Below are 22605 nucleotides of genomic sequence, written 5' to 3'. Positions count from 1 at the left end.
TATTTAAAAATGAATGAAAAAGATTAATCAAATGAAAAACCTAAAAAAAGTATGCTATGTGGCAGTGGCCACGCTGATGTTCATCTTACATTTCGGGTGTAAAAAGGAGCATGATCCTACGGATAACCGACGTGGGCAAGTTGTTGGTACAGTAACCGATGCAAATGGTGAACCCATTGCAGGGATGAAGGTCACCCTTTCGGGCATCAATGAAGACGATCAGGTTACCACAAGTGGGAATGATGGGAAGTATTCTTTTGACAATGTGACCTACAGAACACATGCGGTCAAGTTTGAGAAAGATGGCTGGTTGGCAGTTGGTTTAACGGTAACGGCGAATGATTTTGATGACAATGGTGTCGCTACCGTGAATGTAGAAATGGTCAGTGCTTCCGCAAGAATTGTAGGAACAGTATTGGATGCACTCCAAGCAGGTGAACCACTTTCAGGCGTTACTGTTTCTATTGGTGTGGTTGGCGGAACAGCGACTACCGATAACAATGGAGCCTTTGTCATTCCCAATCTGATTGAAAATAATTATAGTGTCACTTTTACGAAAAGTGGATATGTCACGATTGTGAGAACGATATCTCCTGCTGATTTTGTGGATGGTATCGCTACCCTTAATATCCAAATGGGAAGTCAAGAATTGCTCCCTGGATTAACCACTATTGATTTGCAAAGTGCCGAAAAATGGTATTATAACGAATACCGCGGAGGAAGGAATGCCGATGCTTATCCACATTGGGACTGGGCATGTAACTATATGAGCACCTTAGACTTCAGGGGTGCATGGCAAGAGCAGAATGAAGGAACGACATTGCAGATCCGTAACAGCGGGGATGATCGAAATAACCCAGCAGATATGGATGTTTTTGATTCGTTTGTGTATGGTAGCAAATTGATTACGGAAGACAACAAAATTCTTTCGCTGAGAGTTCAAACCCACAATGCGGATGCCGCTGCACCGGTTTATTTCGGCGTACAGGTCATTGATTTAAATGCCGCTGAACCGAAAGCGGAGAAAGTAGGTCAAAACCGCACCTATTCGGGAGGTTACACGGATTTTGATTTTGACCTGAGTGCTTATGTCGATAAGGAGGTAATCATTGCCATAGGAATATATAGGCAAGCGACCGGGGATTATTGGAAGCAACTCGTTTTGCGGGCGATCCGGTTTGCAGACAGAAAAGTCGAGAATTGGGACTGGCTTCCTGGAACCGACGTTATTGACGGATGGAAGCTCTCCCATGAAACCGTTCGGTCTACCATGCCGCATACCAAAAAATCGTTTACCGGGATCAGTCCTGTAAGTGGTAACCGTGATAACTATGTGGATGCGTATCGTGCCTGGCGGAATGTCGCTCACGTTGCCGCGGAATGGATGTTCATGCCGCTGAAAAAAGACCCCGAAGTATTTCCTTCGGAAGGATATATCATTAAGACACGAAATACACCAGAAGTAGACACTAAGGTGCCTGAAGCGTATATGTATACTAAATTCTCTATCGCGGGCGGAAGTAACCGATTGACGCTCAGTACCCGTAATTTCGGAAGTAACTTTACCTACTTTAAACTGACGGCGATTGAAAACGACGGTACGGTAACGCATCTTTCACCTGCCTCTAATACAGCGCAAGAAGCGTCGGCTGCAAGTGATGGCTGTTGGAAATTCAAGCATGGCGACGGAGGAGCCGGTAATCCGGAAGGATACGCTTTGTTTACCTATGACCTATCTTCATTCAATGGTTCTGATGTCACGTTAGTGCTTGGTGTATATAATGGCGAGGCGAATACCGGAGAGAATAAATTGGTACTGCACAATATTAAAATGAATTAACCAAATAAGTTTAATAAGATGAAACTGAAAAAAAGTATAATTATCGCGGTTGGGAGTCTGCTATGCTTCTTTATCTGTGCCTGTGATAAGGGCAATAACGATGATGGGACAACACCGCCAGAGGATACGGATCTGGCGACGAGATCGCTGACCCGCGCTATGGAGATTACAGATAATGCGCTTGAAGCCTATTTTACGGGAAGCGGAATGACCATGGCAAGATATTACAATCCCTATACCGGTCAGCGGTCGAATGAAATAGGTAGTATATGGATGTATACGAGTGCTATTGAGGCTGTTACGGCAATTCTTCATACCCTTGAAACGGAAAAGGAAAAGGGAGACGCTACACGCTATAATGCCCATTTCAATAGATACGAACAAGAACTGATGAAGCTCTACGATGCGGCCGATTTTTACTTAGGAACATTCACGCTTACCTCCTATACCGGTACCAACGAATGGACCGTATACGGTGTAAATCGTGGGAATTCCAAGGGTGGCGCTCGAGTAGAGGGGATTGAAAATGTTTATGATGATCAAATGTGGCTAATTCGAGAGTTTCTGGAAGCTTATAAAGTAACCGGCAACCAATTGTTTCTGGAGAAAGCAGAATACCTCACGGAATATGTGCTCGATGGCTGGGACTGTACGTTTGATACGAACGGAAACGAGGTAGGGGGAATCGCCTGGGGACCCGGCTATGTGACCAAACATGCTTGTAGCAATGGCCCGATGATAAGTCCGCTAGTTTGGTTGCACGAGCTCTATAAAGGGAAAAACGATGAGATAACACATCGCTATATCGATGCTGCCGATAGAAGAACTAGAAAGGCAATTCAAATGAAGAAAAGCGACTATTATCTCCTGTTTGCAGAGAAGATCTACGATTGGCAGAAACGCTCCCTTCTTCGAGGCGATGGGGTGTATGATGATATGATGGGAGGCTGTACGCCGGGATCTCCCCAGCTCGAGCAAATCGATGGTGTTAATTATCGCCGGGGAGTGACGTGTCGTGATAGAGTGGGGCCAGCTATAACCTACAATAGCGGCACGATGTTGTCGGGAGCAGCCGATCTTCACCGTGTTACAGGAGACGACAAATATCGTGCAGATGGTGCGGCATTAGCAAACGCCAGCTTTTCCTACTTTGCAAAAAAAGGCGTGAATGTCGCAGATCATTACACCTTTGATATCAGTGGTTTTAGAAACTGGTTCAACGGCGTGCTGATGCGAGGATATGTCGACTTTTATCCTTCGTACAAAGAGACGAATGAATATATCGACGCGTTTCAAAAAAATCTGGATTATGCGTATGAGCGTTTTTTCTACAACGGGCTTCTACCTACAAACTTGTTAGTCGGATGGAACCGTGATCGTGGTAAAAACGATACAGAGGGGATGTTTACCTTCGCCTTTGCAGCCGAATATGCGGTTTTGTCAAGATATGAATTAACAAAATAGCTAATCAATAGAGTTAAAAAAGAACCTGTATGATCAAGAATTTAAAGATGGAAATGAGAATATTTATGCACACCATATGGTTTGCGTTTCTCCTGATTCCGGCAATGTCGTTGGCACAGCAAGTAAATGTGTCAGGGAGCGTAGCCAGCTCCGACGGCCAACCACTTAGTGGCGTATCCGTATTCGTGAAGGGCTCATCACCCCAAATCGCTACGAGTACGGATGCCCAAGGGCAATATACCATTCAAGTGCCGCAAGGAGCGGTACTGCACTATTCTTTTGTGGGCTTTTTAAGTGCAGAAGAAACCGTCGGTACACGAAGCCGCATAGATGTTGTCTTACAAGCAGATGAGGCAGCGCTGGAAGAAGTCGTTGTCGTCGGATACGGTACGCAGCGAAAAGTCACCTTAACAGGTGCTGTATCCAATATCAAAGGGTCGGAAATGATTAAAACTAAAAACGAAAACCCTCAGAATATGCTCACCGGTCGTGTTCCGGGGGTAAGGGTTTGGCAACGCAGTGCCGAGCCAGGAAATTTCGCGGCCAACTTTGATATTCGAGGTTTAGGTAGCCCATTAATCGTTATCGACGGGGTACCGCGTACTACAGCAGATTTTCAACGGCTTAATGCCAATGATATCGAAGATATATCGGTATTGAAAGATGCTTCTGCAGCTATTTATGGTGTACGGGCGGCCAATGGCGTTGTCCTTGTGACGACAAAAAAAGGAACAAAAACAGGACGTACAAGCGTTTCGTTGAATAGTACCTATACCTTTCAGCGGCCTTCGGGATTGCCTGTGCTTGCCGATCCCTACCAAACGATGACGATTGAAAATGAAAGAGCTCGGAATAATATCGCTTCGCCTTTTAATACCATTTACCCGGAGAGCGTGTTTGAAGATTTTAGGACAGGGAAGAGACGTACAACGGACTGGACGTCGTTAATCTTTTCCGACTACTCGCCTCAAACACAGCAAGACCTGAGCATCACCGGCGGCGGAGACAAATCGCAATATTACGTCGGCGTAGGACACCTGTACCAGGAAGGCTTCTTCAAATCAGGCGATTTGAACTATAGGAAAGTGAACCTTCGTTCAAATATCAGTGCCGAAGTGACGAAGGGGTTGAGCTTCGACCTAAATTTGAGCGGTATCGTGGATCAGCGTAATAGTCCTTATTCGAGTTCAGCGGATATTATCCGGAATTATTGGCGGCAGGGCGTGCTCGTTCCGGCGTATGCAGACCCGGAGAATACCATGCTCAACTATGATGGATTGGACCTGGAAGAAAATACCGTGGCGAAGATGACGTCCGATATCTCGGGTTATCGTAAAACGGGTCAGAAACAGATTCAATCGTCTGCAAGCTTGAATTACGATTTCGGTGAGGTCAGTGATGTGCTGCAAGGCCTTTCGGCAAAGGCGTTGGTAAGTTACGATTACCGCATGGATAATAACAATATCAATCGGAGAGAATATTATCAATATGCGCTCGACCCAATAACCGAATTGTATGTGCCGAAACTGTATAACCTCAGTGCGCCCAACCAAATACGTCGGGAAATGTTTGATAAGCAACAAGTGCTAGGACAGTTCGTTGCAAATTATACCCGGGAATTTAATAACCTACATCAGGTGACCGGTATGTTGGGCGGGGAGGTGCAAAAGCAAACCGGCGATAATTTCTTTGCACAGCGCAATCTCGCTTTCGCTATGGACTATCTTTTAGGGGGTGTTGTCCAAGATCAGGTCGGTGGAATGAGCGACTCATTCGACGATATTTATGAGACAAGCAATGCCGCAGTTTTCGGAAGGGCGAACTATACCTTCGCCGACCGGTATATAGCGGAGGTACAATTCCGCTATGACGGTTCTTCGAAGTTTCTCCCGGGTCGTCAATGGGGATTTTTTCCGTCAGGATCTGTGGGTTGGCGTATATCGGAAGAACCGTTTTTCAAGAACTGGGATAAGTTACGGTTCGTAAACCAGTTAAAGTTGCGTGCAAGTTATGGTGTATTGGGGGACGATGGCGACCTTCAATATGACTGGGCGACCGGATATAATTATCCCGCAACATCTGATAATGCAGCAAATGGATATTATGCCCAATACGCTCCCGGATATATGTTTGGCAACCAGTTTATATATGGCGTTTCGACCCTTGCGCTACCTAACCAGTTGATCACGTGGTACACGTCCAATACCTTAAATCTTGGTGTCGATTTTGAAGGATGGAATGGTCTTTTCGGCTTTGCCGTGGATTATTTTGAAAGAGAACGGAAAGGGCTTTTTGCACGTCAGACAGGTGATCTTCCAACCGTTGTAGGGGCGACTGCTCCTCGGGAGAATCTCGATAGCGACAAGCATTTTGGGATGGATGTCGAAATTTCGCACAGAAATCAGATAGGCGATCTATCCTATCGGGTAAAGGCTATCGGAACCATTACCCGTCAGAAACATCTAGTAGGCTCGGAGAAGGGACCGTGGGGAAATTCATACGACAGATGGCGTAACGACAACCTCAATAACCGTTTTCAAGGTATGCAGTTCGGGTATCAAGGAGCCGGACAGTATGTAGACTGGGATGATGTCCGGAGTTTTCCGGTATATAAAGACAATCAGACTTTGCCGGGCAATTATAAATATGAAGATTGGAATGGGGATGGCGAGATCAATGGGTTAGACATGCGTCCGCTCTTTTTCGACAATACACCATGGATGAACTTCAGTTTTAATTTTGACGCCAGTTATAAGAGCTTCGATTTGAGTTTCCTGCTACAGGGAACGGCCCTTGGTTCCATGCAGTATCTGGAACCACTTCGTGCCATTTGGGGTACCAATGGTGGCGGGATACTTGAACAGTATGTAGATAGATGGCACACGGTTGATCCCCAAGCCGATCCTTGGGATCCTTCCCAGGAATGGGTCAGCGGTTATTACGGCTTCACGGGCAATTATCCGCTGGAAACCTCCACATTTAATCGGGTGAGCACGGCCTATCTCCGACTCAAAAGTATAGAGCTGGGATATACGTTACCGAAATTCCGGCCTTCATCAACGATGAACCTGCGGGTATTCGCTAATGCTTACAACTTGTTTACCATAACAGGTGTAAAATTTGTAGATCCGGAACACCCGGAGGACGAATTGGGACGTCTCTACCCGTTGAACAAAACCATTACGGCGGGTCTTTCACTCAACTTTTAATCGCTTTGTGTTATGGACTATATGAAGATAAAAAACAATCACATGAAAAAAATATATCAGTTGACACTGGCTATCTGCATGTTATTCAGCTCGTGTTCGAAATTTCTGGATATCCCGCCGAAGAGCATAGTCGGTGATGAAGACTTGTTTACCAGTGAATCGGGGATGGACGTTTACCTAGCAAGAATGTACAGCAATATGCCGTTCGAAGATTTTAAATACATGGCGCAATGGGGTGTTGAATTCAATGGATGGTTAGCCGCTATGGGTATTGAAGGAACCGGAGAGGCCCTGAACCGCGATGGAATCAGTGCGGCTTTTACCAGTGAGCGGACGCCGTATTGGGGCAAGGCCATGACGCTTTTACGGGATGCCAACTATCTCATCGAAAATCTTCCGCTTCACCAAGATGCGTTTCCCGAGATTACCTATAATCACTATTTAGGCGAAGCCTATTTCGTAAGGGCATTCGTCTTTGATGCGATGGCCAGAAGATTCGGTGGTGTACCTTTGGTGACCAAGGTGATGCAGTATCCCGCCGAGCCCGCTGCGTTAGAAGTACCACGTGCCAGTGAGGAAGAAACCTGGAATCAGGTGCTTGCCGATTTTAATCAGGCGGCCGAATTACTATCCCCGGAAAGTCCTAAGCGCGGCTATGCCAACAAGTATGTTGCTTTAGCATTTAAATCAGAAGCCATGCTTTACGCAGGAAGTGTAGCCAAGTATAATGAAACGGTACCCGGTCGTCTCACCGGATTGGGGGACAAAACTGGTGCCCGGGTTATTGGCTTTGCGGAAAATGCGTGGCAACCCGCATCGAAAAAATATTTCAGGGAGGCCTATCTTGCGGCTAGGGAGATTATGAACGACGGGAAGTATGCGCTTTACAAGAAAAAATGGGCAGCAAATAACCCGGAAGCCCAGTATCAGAATATGGTCGACATGTTCAGTGATGTGGAAAGTCCGGAAAATATCTTCGTGAAAGAATATACTTTTCCAGTAGCCACACATGGATATGATGCCTACAGCGCACCTTTTATTTTTAAAGCACCGTTAGCGTCAGGAACCTGCCCCACACTCGATTTTATGGAGCTTTTCGAAGGATTTAACCGTTATCCGGATGGTACAATCAAAGTGACGACCGGTAACTCCAACACACAGGGAGAATATCTCATGTATGACTCGCCTATGGAATTTTTTGAGAATGCGGAACCACGGCTGCGGGCATATGTTATTTTCCCGGGAGACCGATTCAAAGGCGCTGACATCGAAATTCGGGCAGGTGTTTATACCGGTGCTACACCTATACAGCCGTTTTTTAATGATTATTCCTATCAGGCGGCTGAAACAAGGTATCAAAACCTGAATGCTTACCGGGCTACTCCTAAAACACTCTACCTAAGCCCAAGAGAAGGCACTAGCCAAGAGTTGGTCAATTACAACGGGACACAAATGACGGCCGCTGGTGCGAACGGTCCATTCTTCGATAATGGAGAGGGCAACCTGACCGGGCTTTATGGCAGAAAATGGTTGAACCCGGATCCATCTTTCGTCGCGGCAGAAGGAAGATCGGATCAACATTTCGTGCTGATGCGTTATGCGGAAGTACTGTTGAATGCGGCGGAAGCTGCCGTTGAGTTATCGCTCGCAGGAGAGGGATCTCCTGACGGATCGGATCTGATGCAGGTAGCCACACAAGCGGTTAACGAGATCAGAGAGCGGGCTGGGGCGTCACTGCTTACCAGTACAATTACATCGACGGAGAGTGGCCGTAACATCGTACGAAAAGAGCGGCGTAAAGAATTGGCTTTAGAACATAAATCTAAATGGGATATCCGGAGATGGAGGGTACAGCACTACGAAGGAAGGAATGGCTTCTGGGGTGAAAATAGAAATAGAGATGCCTTTAGTAACAATACACGTTACCGTTTCCGCGGGCTTTACCCTTTCTTTTCGACCAGTAGCGGAAAATACTTTTTCGATGCACGGTTCCAATGGGTGAGCTTAAAAACATTTGAATACAATGTAATCGACTATTATTTTGCCATTCCCGGAGGAGAAGTTGCAAAGAGTTCCGTCATCGACCAGCAACCGAACAGGTAATGTTTAGGGGAATAGTTGGTAAAGTAAATTAATTGAATAAAGAAATTATAAAAATAATCAGATGAAAAAGACAAGCTTTTTTATATCATTAACGTCTCTTTTCTTTTTGGCTTCCTGCAGTATGTTTGAGCTGGATAATTATCCAGCTCCAGCCGAAACATTGCAAGGTGAAGTGGTTGATGTAGCTACCGGAGAGCCGGTGCTAACCGACCAAGGAAGTGAGGGGATTCGGGTGCGTCTCATAGAAACCAGCTGGGGAGATAATGTTACGCCTAATCCTGACTTTTTCTGTATGCCAGACGGCACTTTCCAAAATACCAAGGTTTTTAAAGGAAGATATAACGTCCAGTTAGACGGTCCTTTTATTCCGTTGTTGCGGGAGGATGAACGTGGTGTGCCTATTGCAGATGAAACGAAGGATATCGATATCGAGGGGGTAACGCAAGTCCGGTTTGAGGTGCAGCCATTTCTTAACGTGGAGTGGGTGGGGGAACCTCGCGTTGTTAACGGGAAGATTCAAGCACAAGTGCGCGTGACCCGAGGGGTTTCGGAAAGTGAATTCCGAGAGAAAATAGAACCTATGGGCGGATACAGCAACAGCTTTCAGAACCTTATTGATATACAGCTTTTCGTCAGCTATTCCTCTTCAGTGGGCTATCGTGCCCGGGATGAACGGTGGTCGAATGAAATTAAACCCGCAAATGGATCTCTTAATCATCTGCTAGGCGAGACGGTGACGATTGAATCTAAACAAACAGCAGATGCCCCTCTCCCTAGCGGCCGTATTGTTTTTATCCGTGCAGCAGCCCGTATCAATTACGATACGCCTGCAGGAAGTGGTACAAGACGATATAACTATACGGATGCGAAAGAAGTAATGGTAAAATAAGGGAAACCAAAGAAGTATTGGTCGACCGATGAACAGATTGGTGAATTAAAGGATGATTATGGTAAATTGGAGAATATTAATAGGGGTTGGATGCTTGCTGGAAATTAGCAGCCCGCTCGTCGCCCAAAAAACGGCAGATCAAGTCAAAACAACTTTCCAGACATCCCGAGAGTGGCGTCCGACAATTGATAACCGCGCTGACGCGGTTATGATCTACGGCGTAGGCGGAAACCCGTCAGATAAGCACAAACGGGTGCCGTTTAACGAGCGGGTCAAATCCTGGAAAGACAGGGGCTATACGATTCATTTTATGACCGGGATTGCCTGGGGTGAATATCAGGATTATTTCACCGGTCAATGGGATGGCGAATGGCATCTGGACGAGGGGCAGGTGACCCGGCAGCAGGATACTATATGGCATGGCCATATGGTTCCCTACATTGTGCCGACGGATAACTTCCTTGCGTATCTGAAGGAAAAGCATGTGAAGCCTGTCATCGATGCGGGAATTGATGCCATATTTATGGAAGAACCGGAATTCTGGGCGAGAGCAGGCTATAGCGAATCGTTCAAGCGGGAATGGAAGAAATATTATGGCTTTGATTGGCGCCCACAACACGAATCTCCGGAGAATACCTATCTTTCTAATAAGCTCAAATATCATCTCTACTATAAGGCGTTGAATGAGGTGTTCACGTTTGCCAAGGAGTACGGTAAATCGAAAGGCATGGATGTGAAATGTTATGTCCCCACACATTCACTCGTCAATTATGCCCAATGGATGATCGTTTCTCCCGAGGCTAGCTTGGCATCTTTGCCGGTAGTAGATGGCTATATCGCACAAGTTTGGACAGGTACTTCACGAGAACCAAACCACTTTAATGGAAAAGAAAAGGAACGGGTATTTGAAACGGCCTATTTGGAATATGGATCCATGGAATCGATGACTGCACCTACGGGCAGGAAGATGTTCTTTCTGACCGATCCTATTGAAGATCGAGCCAAGGATTGGGTAGATTATAAAACCAATTATCAAGCGACATTTGTCGCGCAATTGCTGTATCCAAATATTGCTGACTATGAGGTTATGCCTTGGCCGGAGCGAATTTACGAAGGGTTGTACCGGACAAATCCGAATAGTGATCAAAAGGAACGTATCCCGCGCCATTATTCCACGCAGATGCAGGTCATGATCAATACCTTGAACCAGATGCCACTAAGTGAAAATAAATTGTCGGGAAGCGAAGGGATCTCGGTGTTGATGGCGAATTCATTGATGTTCCAACGTTTCCCAACGCACGAAGGATACGACGATCCACAGCTGGCAAACTTTTATGGGCTTGCTCTTCCTTTCCTAAAACGCGGTGTACCGGTAAAAACGGTACACATCGAGAACTTAGGGTACAAAGAAGCGCTGAAGGACACCAAAGTTTTGCTCATGACCTATGCGAATATGAAACCGCTTGATCCGATTGCACACGAGTATTTGGCTGCATGGGTAAAAGCAGGGGGACAGTTGGTCTATAGCGGGACCGACAATGATCCGTTCCAGACAGTACAGGAATGGTGGAATACGAAAGGTAATGCTTATGCGGCTCCAGCGGATCATCTTTTTGAAAAAATGGGTATTCCACTGGGAGCAGACGGCGGCGTATATACGTACGGTAGGGGATCTGTACAGATTATCCGGATGGATCCAAAAGATTATACCCTTAAAACAAACAACAGCCAGCAACTAATTAAGGTAACACAAGAGCGATACCAAGCCGCTAGCGGCGACACGTTGGTCTTCAAAAATAACTTTTATTTGCAGCGCGGACCGTTTGAGTTGATGGCAGTGATGGATGAAAGTGTCAGTGAAGAGAACTACACCGTCAGGGGAACTTTGATTGATCTATTTGATCCTAAATTGCCCGTATATAGTAAGCGTTCTATTGCCCCTGGTTCACAAGGCTACTTTCTAAATGTGGAGTTGATCCCCGACAAGCAAAAGCCACAAGTCTTAGCTGCAGCGAGCCGTGTTTATGATGAAAAAATCACGACATCCGGTTATGCTTATGTGGCGAAGAGTCCGATTGAAACCACCAATGTGTCTCGGGTACTTCTTCCAAAACGGCCGACAAGCGTAAAAGTCCAAGGAAAAGAGGTATTCGACAAACGAAACTGGCATGAGGGGTCGAAGACTTATCTGCTGGGATTTGAAAATGACCCGGACGGTGTCGAGGTAACATTTGTATGGTAGAAATTAAATAAATAATCTTTAAATAACATTCATGAAACAACATTCTTTTTTTCTGTTAATTCTATTATGGACGGCGAGCCTTCCGAAAATCTTTGCACAATCACCCGAACCAGTAGATTACGTAAGCCCGTTGGTAGGTACCTTATCTAAATATGAACTTTCAACAGGGAATACCTATCCCGCTATCGCCCGTCCTTGGGGTATGAACTTTTGGACACCACAAACCGGCAATATGGGTGACGGATGGATATATAGCTATACTGCAGATAAAATTAAAGGTTTTAAACAGACACACCAGCCTAGTCCTTGGAATAACGATTACGGACAATTTTCGTTGATGCCTATAACGGGGCAACCGGTGTTTGACCAGGATGCACGAGCGAGTTGGTTCTCCCATAAAGCAGAAATCGCGAAGCCATATTATTATAGTGTATTTCTGGCGGATCACGATATCACGACGGAGTTCAGTCCGTCGCAACGGGCTGTCGTGTTCAACTTTACTTTTCCGAAGACTGATAGTGCGTATGTTGTCATTGACGCTTTCGACAAAGGTTCTTTCATCAAGATTATGCCGGAAGAAAATAAGATTATTGGTTATAATACCCGCAATAGTGGAGGAACACCGGAGAATTTTAAGAATTACTTTATCATTGAGTTTGATCAGCCCATGGACAGCCATTTTGTCGTGAATAATGGAAACATAAATTCGGATGGCTTGGAAGTAACGGCAGATCATGCGGGTGCAATTATTGGCTTCAAAGGATTAAAAAAAGGACAACAGATAACAGCCCGCGTAGCCTCTTCGTTCATTAGTTTTGAGCAAGCGTCGCTGAACTTAAATGAGGTACGCGAGAAATCCTTGGAAGAGGTTGCTAACGAAGGTCGCCAGCAATGGAATGAGGTCCTTGGACGTATCCGCGTTAAAGATCAAGATATCGACCGCCTCCGCACTTTTTATTCCTGTCTGTATCGCTCCACACTCTTTCCACGTGATCTTTCCGAAATAGACGCCGCAGGAAACCGCGTGCACTATAGTCCATATAACGGACAGGTACTGCCAGGAGAGATGTTTACCGATACAGGGTTTTGGGATACATTTCGAAGTCTTTTTCCGTTGTTAAATCTGCTTTATCCTTCTATGAATGACCGTATGCAAGAGGGATTGGTAAATGCTTATAAAGAAAGCGGTTTTCTGCCAGAATGGGCATCTCCCGGACATCGTGCTTCCATGATCGGAAATAATTCTGCTTCTGTGGTGGCAGATGCTTATCTCACCGGTAGAAAAGGGTATGATCCCATGGTGCTATGGGAAGCGGTGCAATGGGGCGCAAATAATGTGCATCCAAAGAACACGTCGACCGGACGGTATGGACATGAACTTTATAACAAATTAGGCTATATACCCGCTGATGCAGGGATTTCGCAGAATGCTGCTCGGACATTAGAATATGCCTACAATGATTGGTGTATATATCAGTTTGGAAAGGCTTTGGGACGACCGGATGCAGAAACCAACATATACGCCCAAAGAGCCCTTAATTACAAAAATCTTTATGACCCTTCAACCAAGCTTATGCGCGGAAAAAATAAAAATGGCTCCTTTATCGCGAATTTTGACCCTAGCGCATGGTCGGACGAGTTTACGGAGGGCAATTCATGGCATTGGAGCTTTTGCGTATTTCATGATCCACAAGGGTTGGTCGACTTAATGGGGGGCAATGAGGCTTTTACCGGCATGTTAGATACTGTCTTTTTGGTGCCTAGTTTGGAGGGGATGAAAAGCCGCGGGATGATCCATGAAATGCGGGAGATGCAGATTATGAATATGGGGCAATATGCGCACGGCAATCAGCCTATACAACATATGCCTTATCTTTACAACTATTCAGCGGCTCCGTGGAAGACGCAGTATTGGGTACGGGAGATTATGGATAAGCTTTACTCTGCTGCTCCTGACGGATATTGTGGAGATGAGGACAACGGACAGACTTCCGCTTGGTACGTGTTTTCTGCGATGGGCTTCTATCCGGTAGCACCAGGGTCTGGCGAATATGTGCTGGGATCTCCGCTGTTCGACGAGGTGACCTTGCAGCTGGAAAATGGGAAAAAAATCGTTATTTCGGCGAGTAACCAATCGAAAGGAAACGTATACGTCGATCAGTTACGTGTAAATGGAAAAAACTATACGCACAATTTCTTGCGTATCGCCGACTTATATAAGGGGGCTAAACTAAATTTCCGTATGTCTGCGCAGCCTAATCTATCCCGAGGCATAGCAAATGAAAATAAGCCGTATTCGTTTTCTGATGAATTACGGGAGAAAAAGTAGTATTATAAATTATAAGAGAACAATATGGTAGAAGTTCAAAATTTTATAAGAAACGGGAAGTACGTCGGCACAGGTTTCTTCGTCTTTATTTTATGCATATTAACGACCTATGGACAGGTTAATCAAGTTCGAAAAGCACCGGCCTATCCGTTGATTACACATAATCCGAATTTCAGTATTTGGTCGACTAGCGATCTATTGACAGATAAAGCCACTGAGCACTGGACCGGTGTTGCGCATGGATTAACAGGTTATCTTGAAGTGGATGGTGTCCTATACCGTTTTATGGGTAAGGACGCTCCCCGTTACCAAACGATAATAGCCCACGCTGCAGCGGATGGCAAACCTCGGATAAAATATATGGAGAAAGCTCAAAATGGTAGATGGAGTGGATTGAACTTTGAAGATTCGAATTGGAAGGAAGGCGTGTTACCAATCTCAGACAACAAAGTTTTATCGGGTACTTTTTGGGAATCAGATAATATCTGGGTAAGACGGGAATTCTCTCTTGGAAAAATAGATAAAAATGAACCGTTATTCTTGAAATTACAGCATGATGATAATGTTGAAGTGTATTTAAATGGCGCTCTTGTGTTTAAGAAAGACGGTTGGAATAATCGTTTCGAATATTTCGATATTTCGTCTAAAGCAAAAGGACTTTTACGCGAGGGTAAAAATGTGCTCGCGATTCACTTGAAAAATACAGCAGGTGGTCGTTTCTTAGATTTTGATTTGGTAAATAAAATCCCATCGGATAAGGCAGATGTAGTCGTTGCGAAGCAGATTTCGGTAGATGTGCATGCTACACAAACGATGTATAGATTTGATTGTGGGGGCGTTGAACTGGGCGTTACCTTCACTTCACCATTGTTAATGGATGATCTTGACCTTCTTGCACGACCCGTCTCCTATGTCTCCTACGAAGTGCTGGCGAAGGATGGAAAAAAACATGACGTTAAGATACATCAGGAAGTATCGTCAGATATAGCGGTTTATATGGCTGATCAACAGGAAGTAAAAGGACAGGTCTATAAAGACGGAACACTCTCTATACTGAAAGTGGGTACGGTTGAGCAACCCATATTACAAAAGGGAGCTGACGATATGCGTATAGATTGGGGACACTTATATGTGGCGGTACCCACAGACAGAAATGTCAAACAGTTTATATCTGGCCATGATAGCCCCTATCAAGGAAAATCTTTGACGCTACATACCGAAATTTCGTTAGGTCAGGTAGGTACTACTCCTGCGAATCGCTTTCTGACCATCGGATACGATGAAGTATATGCCATTCAGTATTTCCAAGCGGATTTACGTCCTTGGTGGAACAAAAATGGAGATCGTTCCTTCGAGACACAATTGCATGCTGCGGTAGAGGACTACGACAAATTGATACAGCGGTGCACGGTTTTTGACAGTACATTGCGACGTCAGGTCGCACAAACGGGTGGGGAAAAATATGCACACCTCTGTGTTTTGGCCTATCGGCAAAGTATTGCCGCACATACGCTGGTTGAAAGTCCGACAGGAGAAGTACTGTGGCTTTCGAAAGAAAATAATAGTGGGGGCTTTATTAATACGGTAGATGTGACCTATCCTTCATCACCATTGTATTTAATATATAACCCAGTTTTGCTACAGGGGATGCTAAATGGTATTTTCTATTTTAGTGAAAGTGGGAAATATCCACACCCTTGGGCGGCACACGATTTGGGGACCTATCCCTGGGCAAACGGACAGACATATGGCGAGCCGATGCCGATAGAAGAATCCGGGAATATGTTGATTATGACTGCGGCAATAGCTCGTGCAGAAGGAAATGCGCAGTATGCAGAAAAACATTGGCAGGTTTTAACCCAATGGACCGATTATCTGGTGAAAGAAGGATTGGATCCGAAAACACAGCTCTGTACGGACGATTTCGCCGGCCATCTTGCACGCAATGCTAATCTTTCTTTAAAAGCTATTATGGGAATAGCAAGTTATGCCCGATTGGCTGATATGCTAGGAAAAAAGGATGTTGCCGTTCGTTACCGGAAGATCGCTGAGGAGATGGTACCCAAATGGATGGACTTGGCAGATGGTGGTGATCACTATGCGCTGACGTTCGACGACCCAAATACCTGGAGCCAGAAATATAATCTGATCTGGGATAAAGTTTTGAGTTTCGGCCTGTTCCCAAAGGAAGTGGTTGATAAGGAGCTTGCCTATTATCTGCCGCGTATGAATCGTTTTGGCTTGCCCCTCGATAGTCGTAAAAACTATACGAAGAACGACTGGATTATCTGGACAGCAACCTTGTCGGATGACCAAGCGACGTTCGAAAAGTTTATCGATCCGTTATACCGCTTTGTATTGGAAGCTCCTACACGTGTACCGCTGAATGACTTCTATGATAGTACTACTGGTATCCGTGAAAACTTTAAAGCAAGAAGTGTTGTGGGGGGCTTTTATATGAAATTGCTCGCGGAGCGATGGGAAAATCAGGGACATTGAGACGATTTGATGCTATTTTGAATTAAAAGGTTAAGGTTTTGTTTTCTTTATATTGCATTTTTGGAATATAAACCGGGAAATCAAAATAGAAACAATAATGAAGCGATTTTTTGCATTAGCATGTTTAGTCACGACGAGTTGGTTCGCTGTACAGGCGCAGGATTGGAAACCAGCAGGGGACAAAATTTTAACCACCTGGGGGGAACAGCTGGATCCAGCGAATCCGCATCCGGAGTATCCGAGACCACAGTTGGAACGCAAGGACAATTGGAAAAGTTTAAATGGATTATGGAAGTATACCGTTGTAGACAAATCCGTTTCCGAAAAACCAACATCTTGGGAAGGAGATATATTGGTTCCCTTTGCGATTGAATCCGCCTTATCTGGTGTAGGAAAAGAAGTCGGGAAAGACAAAGCCTTATGGTATAATAGAACGATATCCATACCAAAAACACTTCGCAAAGGGCGTACTTTGCTACATTTTGGTGCGGTAGACTGGCAATGTGACGTATATGTCAATGGACAGCATATCGGTCAGCATGAAGGTGGTTTTGACCCCTTTTCTTTCGATATTACCGCTGCCTTAAAAAAGGGTACGGAACAAGACGTTGTGGTACGCGTATGGGATCCGACAAGCGAAGGGCCACAGCCTCGTGGAAAACAGATCAATAATCCACATGGGATATGGTATACCCCTGTAACGGGAATATGGCAAACTGTTTGGTTGGAAAATGTACCCGAAAGTTATATCGTAAATACGAAACACACCCCTGATGTAGATCAGTCCGTATTGCATTTTTCGGCGGAGGTAGCGGGAGCAAAAGCAGGAGATGAATTGCTTGTAGAGATCTATGACGGCACACAGAAGATTGGCGAACAGCAGCTAGGTGTAAACCAAGAATCGGCTTTATCCGTGAAGAATCTGACGTTATGGAGTCCTACAAATCCGAAGCTTTATGACCTGCAAATCAAATTGCTACGTGGTAAAAAAGTAGTGGATCAGGTGAAGAGTTATTTCGCTATGCGAAAAATAAGCATGAAGAAAGGAAGCGACGGCATTCAGCGTATGTATTTGAATGATGAGTTTGTGTTCCATTATGGACCCTTAGATCAAGGTTGGTGGCCAGATGGTCTACATACACCGCCAACTGACGAGGCATTGAAATTTGATGTTGTTAAAACCAAAGAGATGGGCTTTAATATGATTCGTAAGCATATCAAAGTAGAACCTGCCCGTTGGTATCGTCATTGTGATAGCCTCGGTATTTTGGTTTGGCAAGATATGCCGAGTGGTGATCTTGGTGGAAATATCTGGGATATGCAGCCCGGTAAAATTTCCAATGGTATCCATGATAAGGATCGGACACCTGAATCCGAAGCGATCTATAAAAAAGAATGGAAGGCTATTATGGATGCATTACATAACTTTCCGAGTATTGTGATTTGGGTACCTTTCAATGAAGCATGGGGACAGTTCAAAACGAAAGAAATTACGGAATGGACGATGAACTATGATCCATCGCGATTAGTGAATAGCGCCAGTGGAGGGAATTTCGCCTTTATCGGACATATATTGGATATCCACAATTATCCAGGTGCTGCCATGCCCGATCCGAATCTTTTTGGCGACAAATTCATACTGGCGTTGGGCGAGTTTGGCGGCTTAGGGCTACCGGTAGAAGGACATACTTGGCAGGAGAAAGACAACTGGGGTTACCAATCGTTTAAAAATAAAGAAGAGCTTACCAAGCGTTATCAGGAATTGGTAACAGACCTGAATGAGCTGATTAAACGCGGATTATCTGCGGGCGTTTATACGCAGACAACGGATGTAGAAGTGGAAACAAATGGTTTGATGACGTACGACAGAAAAGTTATTAAAATTCCAGAAGCAGAACTTAAGAAAATGCATGAAGTGCTATATAATCATGTAGTTAAATAATGATATAATCCCCCTTTACAACCTTTAAGAAGAAAGCTCGGATAGTAAAATTATTCGAGCTTTTTCTTATTTTGATATCTATTTATGCTTTGAGGCGTAATCTTTGGGACTGATGCCAAATTGCTTTTGAAAATTACGGGAAAAATGTGACGCGGTACTAAAGCCCAAAAGATTTGCTATTTCATAAACCTTGTATTCACCATCCAACAACAGTTGTGAGGCTTTATTTAACCGTGTTAAGTTGATGAGTTCATTGGGAGATAAATCGGATAACACCTTTATTTTTCGATAAAGCGTAGGTCTACTCATATATAGTCGATCAGCTAACATATCGACACAGAGCGATGGATCGGCCATGTTCTCCAAAATCAACTTATTAAGTTTTTTTAAGAACGCTTGATCGGATTTATTATGTCCGCTGATATCCAATGGGCTACTGGGCATCCGTTGAAAATGATCTTTTACATGTTTTCTGTTGCGTAATAGGCTCGCGATTTGAGCTTCTAAGAAATTAGGAGAAAAAGGCTTTTCAATATAGGCATCTGCTCCATATTCCAATCCTTCGATTTTAGATTGCAGGCTGTTTTTTGCCGTCAACATGATAAAAGGTATATGACTGTATTTTTCATCCTCTTTCAGTTTGGTGCAAAACTCGTATCCGTTTAATTGAGGCATCATGATATCGCTGACAATTAAATCAACATCATGCGCATAGACATATGCTAAAGCCTCTTTTCCATTGTGGGCTTTTACAATCTCATATTTGTCTTCCAAGTCGTCCGCTATAAAATCCAAGATGTCCGCGTGATCATCTGCTAACAAAATAATGGATTTTTCTGTTTCAAAATCTACTGGCATAGTGTTTTATAATGGTATTTCTAGCACAAAGATATTTAAATTTTCTGAATTCTTTCTGTATTCTAATGTCCCCCCATGTAACGAGGTGAAGGAGTACGCGAGGGCTAACCCCAATCCGGAACCTTTAACGCGATAATGTGTGCTAGCACGCTGAAAGGGTTCGAAAATCTGTGTTATCTCTTCGTCGGATAGTAAAATACCATCGTTTTTCACTTCAATGCAGAAGCTCGCTTTTTCCGTTCTTTTATAAAGATTTATATAGACCCCCTTTTCTGCATATTTGATAGCATTTGACAATAAATTAGAAAGGATCTTATACATTGCTTCAATATCGACGTTGGCACATAAAGTTCTATCCAAGGATTTGGTCAATTTGATTTGCTTACTTTCAATCAATGGAGCGAAATCTTGTAGACAGATTAAAATAAGAGAAGCTACCGACTGTCTCTTAAGTTTTAGTGAAAAATGATCACTTTCTACTTTTCTGAAATCCAGTAAGTTATCGGTCATTAGGAGTAATTTTTCGGTGTTTTGCTGGATGGTTCTCAACCACTTTTCTGATTTCCTGGGTTCGTCTCCCTGCATGATCTTTTCGAGTGGTGCTTTGATCAGCGTCAACGGCGTTTTAATTTCATGCGTTATCTGCATAAAGAAATCCATTTTTGCTTTGTACAGTTCTTTTTCTTTATGTACTTTTATTTTTTCTAACCGTTGTCTATTCCTCTCCTTCATTTTCTGATCGTAACGATAAATCAAAGCGCTTATTAAGCCCATAGTCAATAATGCATAAATAATATAAGCTGGAATACTGGCCCAAAAGGGAGGGAGTATAACTATTTCTAGCGATTTTACTTTTGAAATTGGCATTCTATTGGCGTCAGCAGCCATAACTTCAAAGGTATATTTGCCAGGGGGAATCTTCGTGAAATTTGCTTTAGTGTTATTCCGTAAAAACGTCCATGTCGTATCTAGTCCGACTAGCCTATACAAGTAGGAGGTCGCATTTGCCGAGGCAAAATTTAAAGCAACAAAATCGAGGCTAACGGTTGATTCGTCGTATTTCAACTTTATTTTGTTGGTATACAAAATAGATTTTGATAGCGCGCTGCTTTTGTCGTTTATAGTCAGTTCTTGTTGGTTTGTCTGGATACCCGTAATGTAAATAGGGGTGTCAAAATTCGTTTTATATAAATCGGTGATAGAGGCCGGATCAAATCGGATCAGTCCTTTCGATGCACCAAAGTAGAGCAATCCATTCGAGTCCTTGAAAGCAGAATTATAATTGAATTGGAGATCCAATAGGCCATGTTCTAAATTATAAGTTTCAATTCTATAAGAGAGGATATTCATTTTCACCAATCCCTTGGTTGTGGATATCCATAGGTTTTCGGCATCGTCTTCTTGCATGGCCAAAATGAGGTTGCTCGGCAATCCGTCTTTGGAGGTAAAACGTCTAAAGGATTGATTGTTTTTATCGTAAAGACATAAGCCACTCTCCGTAGCAACCCAAATCTTTCCTTTTGAGTCTTGAAATACACGAGTCACCCGATTGCCACTAATCGTAGAATGATCTTTTGGGTCATGTATAAAACGTGTCGGTTTATCTTCTTCCGGATCTAATTTGTATAGTCCGTCACGCCAGGTGGAGAACCATAATGTATGCCCCTTATCCTCAAAAATAGACGTAAAAAACACATGTCCGGGCACACCTTTAAAAGGAACAAAACGATTTTCGCCCGGAATAAATTGAAAAATCCCGGGGGCAGTTGCCAAGAGGATTTTGCCGTTGGATGTTTTATAGATATGATAAATAAAGTTATTCTTGAGCGTGTGATTGGTGTTGTTAGTATCAAAATGTTTGATCACCTTTTTTTGTCGTATGTCTATAACATCGAGTCCTTGAAAAAAGGTACCAATAAGTAAGCTGTCTCCTGTAATGAGCAAGCCATGTATATTGCTATGTGCCAAACCGGATTCTGTTCCAAAATTGATGAAGTTATTTGTTCTTTGATCCCAATAGGTCAGCCCTTGATCTTCCGTGCCGATCCATAGGTTTTGCTGTTTATCCTCTACGATTTCTCTAACGGCGTGTCCGCCAATAGAATTAGGCGAGTTACGCGGAAAGATCTTTTCAAATAGATTATGCTGTGGGTGATAATAGTTTATTCCACCGAAAAACGTCCCAATCCATATCCCGTCTTGGTTGTCTTTCATAACAGAATACACCGCGTTATCCGAAAGACTCCATGGATTGTCTTTTTCATGCGTGATATGCGTTGTTTTATGCGTATTGATCTCGTGTATGAATAACCCACTTTCCGTTCCAATCCATAGCTTATTTTCGTTTACTTGGGCTATTTCTCGTACATAAAGGGGTTTATTGCCGATGTTTTTGATTATATGTTGGGCTTCTTTGCTGTTTCTGTTCCATTTGTAAACCCCGTGGTGAGACGTCCCGATCCAAATGTCGTTGTTGTTGTCTACAAACAACTCTTCCACGCCTCCCGTGAATTGTTCACTATCGGAAAAAGTATATTCCTTCCCGCTGTTCACATGGCAAATACTTCTCTTTAACCCTATCCAGACTTCATTATTCTGGTCAATACAGAAGGCATGCGTTTTTTCCTTCCATCGCTCTGCATAGGTTCTGTCAACCTCTTGCGTTTTCGGATCATATTTGTTGAGACTACTATTGGAGATAAACCAAATATTCCTTTGGCTGTCTTCAGAAATCTGGAGGGTCTCACTTTTGTAAACTTTATCAAAAAGTGAAAATTCCTCCTGTTGCGGGTCATAGATATAGATGCCTTGGTCGGTTCCCACCCAGATCTCATTCGTGTTGCGTACCATAAGGCTATGGATGAGGTTGCTCCCGAGGCTTTTTTCATTTTCCGATTCGTGGAAAAAGTTTTTGAAGCGATACCCATCAAATCGGTTCAATCCATCCCGTGTGCCAAACCAGATAAAGCCATCCTGATCTTGTACACTACATAATATGGCATTGTTTGATAATCCCCTGTTCACTTGGAAATGATTGAAGTAATAGGGTGAACCCGCTAGTCGTAGAGCGAAAGCACAAAAAAACAAAAAAAGCCAAATTCTTGCTAACATGTAAACAGGTTTATCGTATAAAAATAGGACAAGTTTTGATAACAGGCAATGGAAAATATCTTTTGAGACAAATTCCGAGTTTATTGAGACAATTTTGATTGGAATTCTCTGGATATGTC

The 22605-nt window shown here is 43.8% G+C and carries 11 protein-coding genes; 9 read left to right on the top strand and 2 right to left on the bottom strand.

Annotated features, from left to right (window positions below; all coding sequences use genetic code 11):
- The first annotated feature begins 31 nt into the window (after nucleotides 1–31).
- The 9 genes from EWE74_RS13075 to EWE74_RS13035 all read left to right on the top strand — a co-directional run bounded on the left by EWE74_RS13075 (nucleotide 32) and on the right by EWE74_RS13035 (nucleotide 18517).
- Nucleotides 32–1840, top strand: coding sequence for an MSCRAMM family protein (locus tag EWE74_RS13075; protein WP_206365225.1), 1809 nt, complete (start codon nucleotides 32–34; stop codon nucleotides 1838–1840).
- A gap of 18 nt (nucleotides 1841–1858) precedes the next feature.
- The gene (locus tag EWE74_RS13070; RefSeq protein ID WP_130141963.1) at nucleotides 1859–3304 is read left to right on the top strand and encodes a glycoside hydrolase family 76 protein; all 1446 of its coding nucleotides are present in this window, start codon (nucleotides 1859–1861) and stop codon (nucleotides 3302–3304) included.
- Between the two features lie 29 nt (nucleotides 3305–3333).
- Complete coding sequence (locus tag EWE74_RS13065; protein WP_130141962.1) at nucleotides 3334–6513, top strand: SusC/RagA family TonB-linked outer membrane protein; 3180 nt, start codon at nucleotides 3334–3336, stop codon at nucleotides 6511–6513.
- Nucleotides 6514–6555: 42 nt separating this feature from the next.
- A complete protein-coding gene (locus EWE74_RS13060) occupies nucleotides 6556–8616 on the top strand; it encodes a RagB/SusD family nutrient uptake outer membrane protein (RefSeq protein ID WP_130141961.1) in 2061 nt (686 codons plus the stop codon).
- Nucleotides 8617–8677: 61 nt separating this feature from the next.
- On the top strand, nucleotides 8678–9505 hold the full coding sequence (locus EWE74_RS13055; RefSeq protein ID WP_130141960.1) for a DUF3823 domain-containing protein: 828 nt from the start codon (nucleotides 8678–8680) through the stop codon (nucleotides 9503–9505).
- A gap of 58 nt (nucleotides 9506–9563) precedes the next feature.
- Nucleotides 9564–11747: a hypothetical protein gene (locus EWE74_RS13050; protein ID WP_130141959.1), complete on the top strand. Its 2184-nt coding sequence runs from the start codon at nucleotides 9564–9566 to the stop codon at nucleotides 11745–11747.
- A 31-nt stretch (nucleotides 11748–11778) separates the two neighbouring features.
- Nucleotides 11779–14076 carry a GH92 family glycosyl hydrolase gene (locus EWE74_RS13045; protein ID WP_130141958.1) on the top strand — a complete coding sequence of 766 codons (2298 nt, stop codon included), beginning with the start codon at nucleotides 11779–11781 and terminating at the stop codon, nucleotides 14074–14076.
- Nucleotides 14077–14100: 24 nt separating this feature from the next.
- On the top strand, nucleotides 14101–16575 hold the full coding sequence (locus EWE74_RS13040) for a glutaminase family protein (protein WP_130141957.1): 2475 nt from the start codon (nucleotides 14101–14103) through the stop codon (nucleotides 16573–16575).
- A 97-nt stretch (nucleotides 16576–16672) separates the two neighbouring features.
- Complete coding sequence (locus EWE74_RS13035) at nucleotides 16673–18517, top strand: glycoside hydrolase family 2 protein (RefSeq protein WP_130141956.1); 1845 nt, start codon at nucleotides 16673–16675, stop codon at nucleotides 18515–18517.
- Between the two features lie 78 nt (nucleotides 18518–18595).
- On the opposite strand, the gene EWE74_RS13030 is transcribed toward EWE74_RS13035, so the two are convergent.
- Complete coding sequence (locus EWE74_RS13030; protein WP_130141955.1) at nucleotides 18596–19375, bottom strand: response regulator transcription factor; 780 nt, start codon at nucleotides 19373–19375, stop codon at nucleotides 18596–18598.
- A gap of 6 nt (nucleotides 19376–19381) precedes the next feature.
- Complete coding sequence (locus EWE74_RS13025; protein WP_130141954.1) at nucleotides 19382–22486, bottom strand: ligand-binding sensor domain-containing protein; 3105 nt, start codon at nucleotides 22484–22486, stop codon at nucleotides 19382–19384.
- Nucleotides 22487–22605 lie beyond the last annotated feature (119 nt).

Origin of the sequence: Sphingobacterium corticibacterium, assembly GCF_004208525.1 — a bacterium.
GTDB classification, from domain to species: Bacteria; Bacteroidota; Bacteroidia; order Sphingobacteriales; family Sphingobacteriaceae; genus Sphingobacterium; species Sphingobacterium corticibacterium.
The sequence above is the reverse complement of the archived record's forward strand: the minus strand, read 5'-3'. Positions and strand labels throughout refer to the sequence as shown.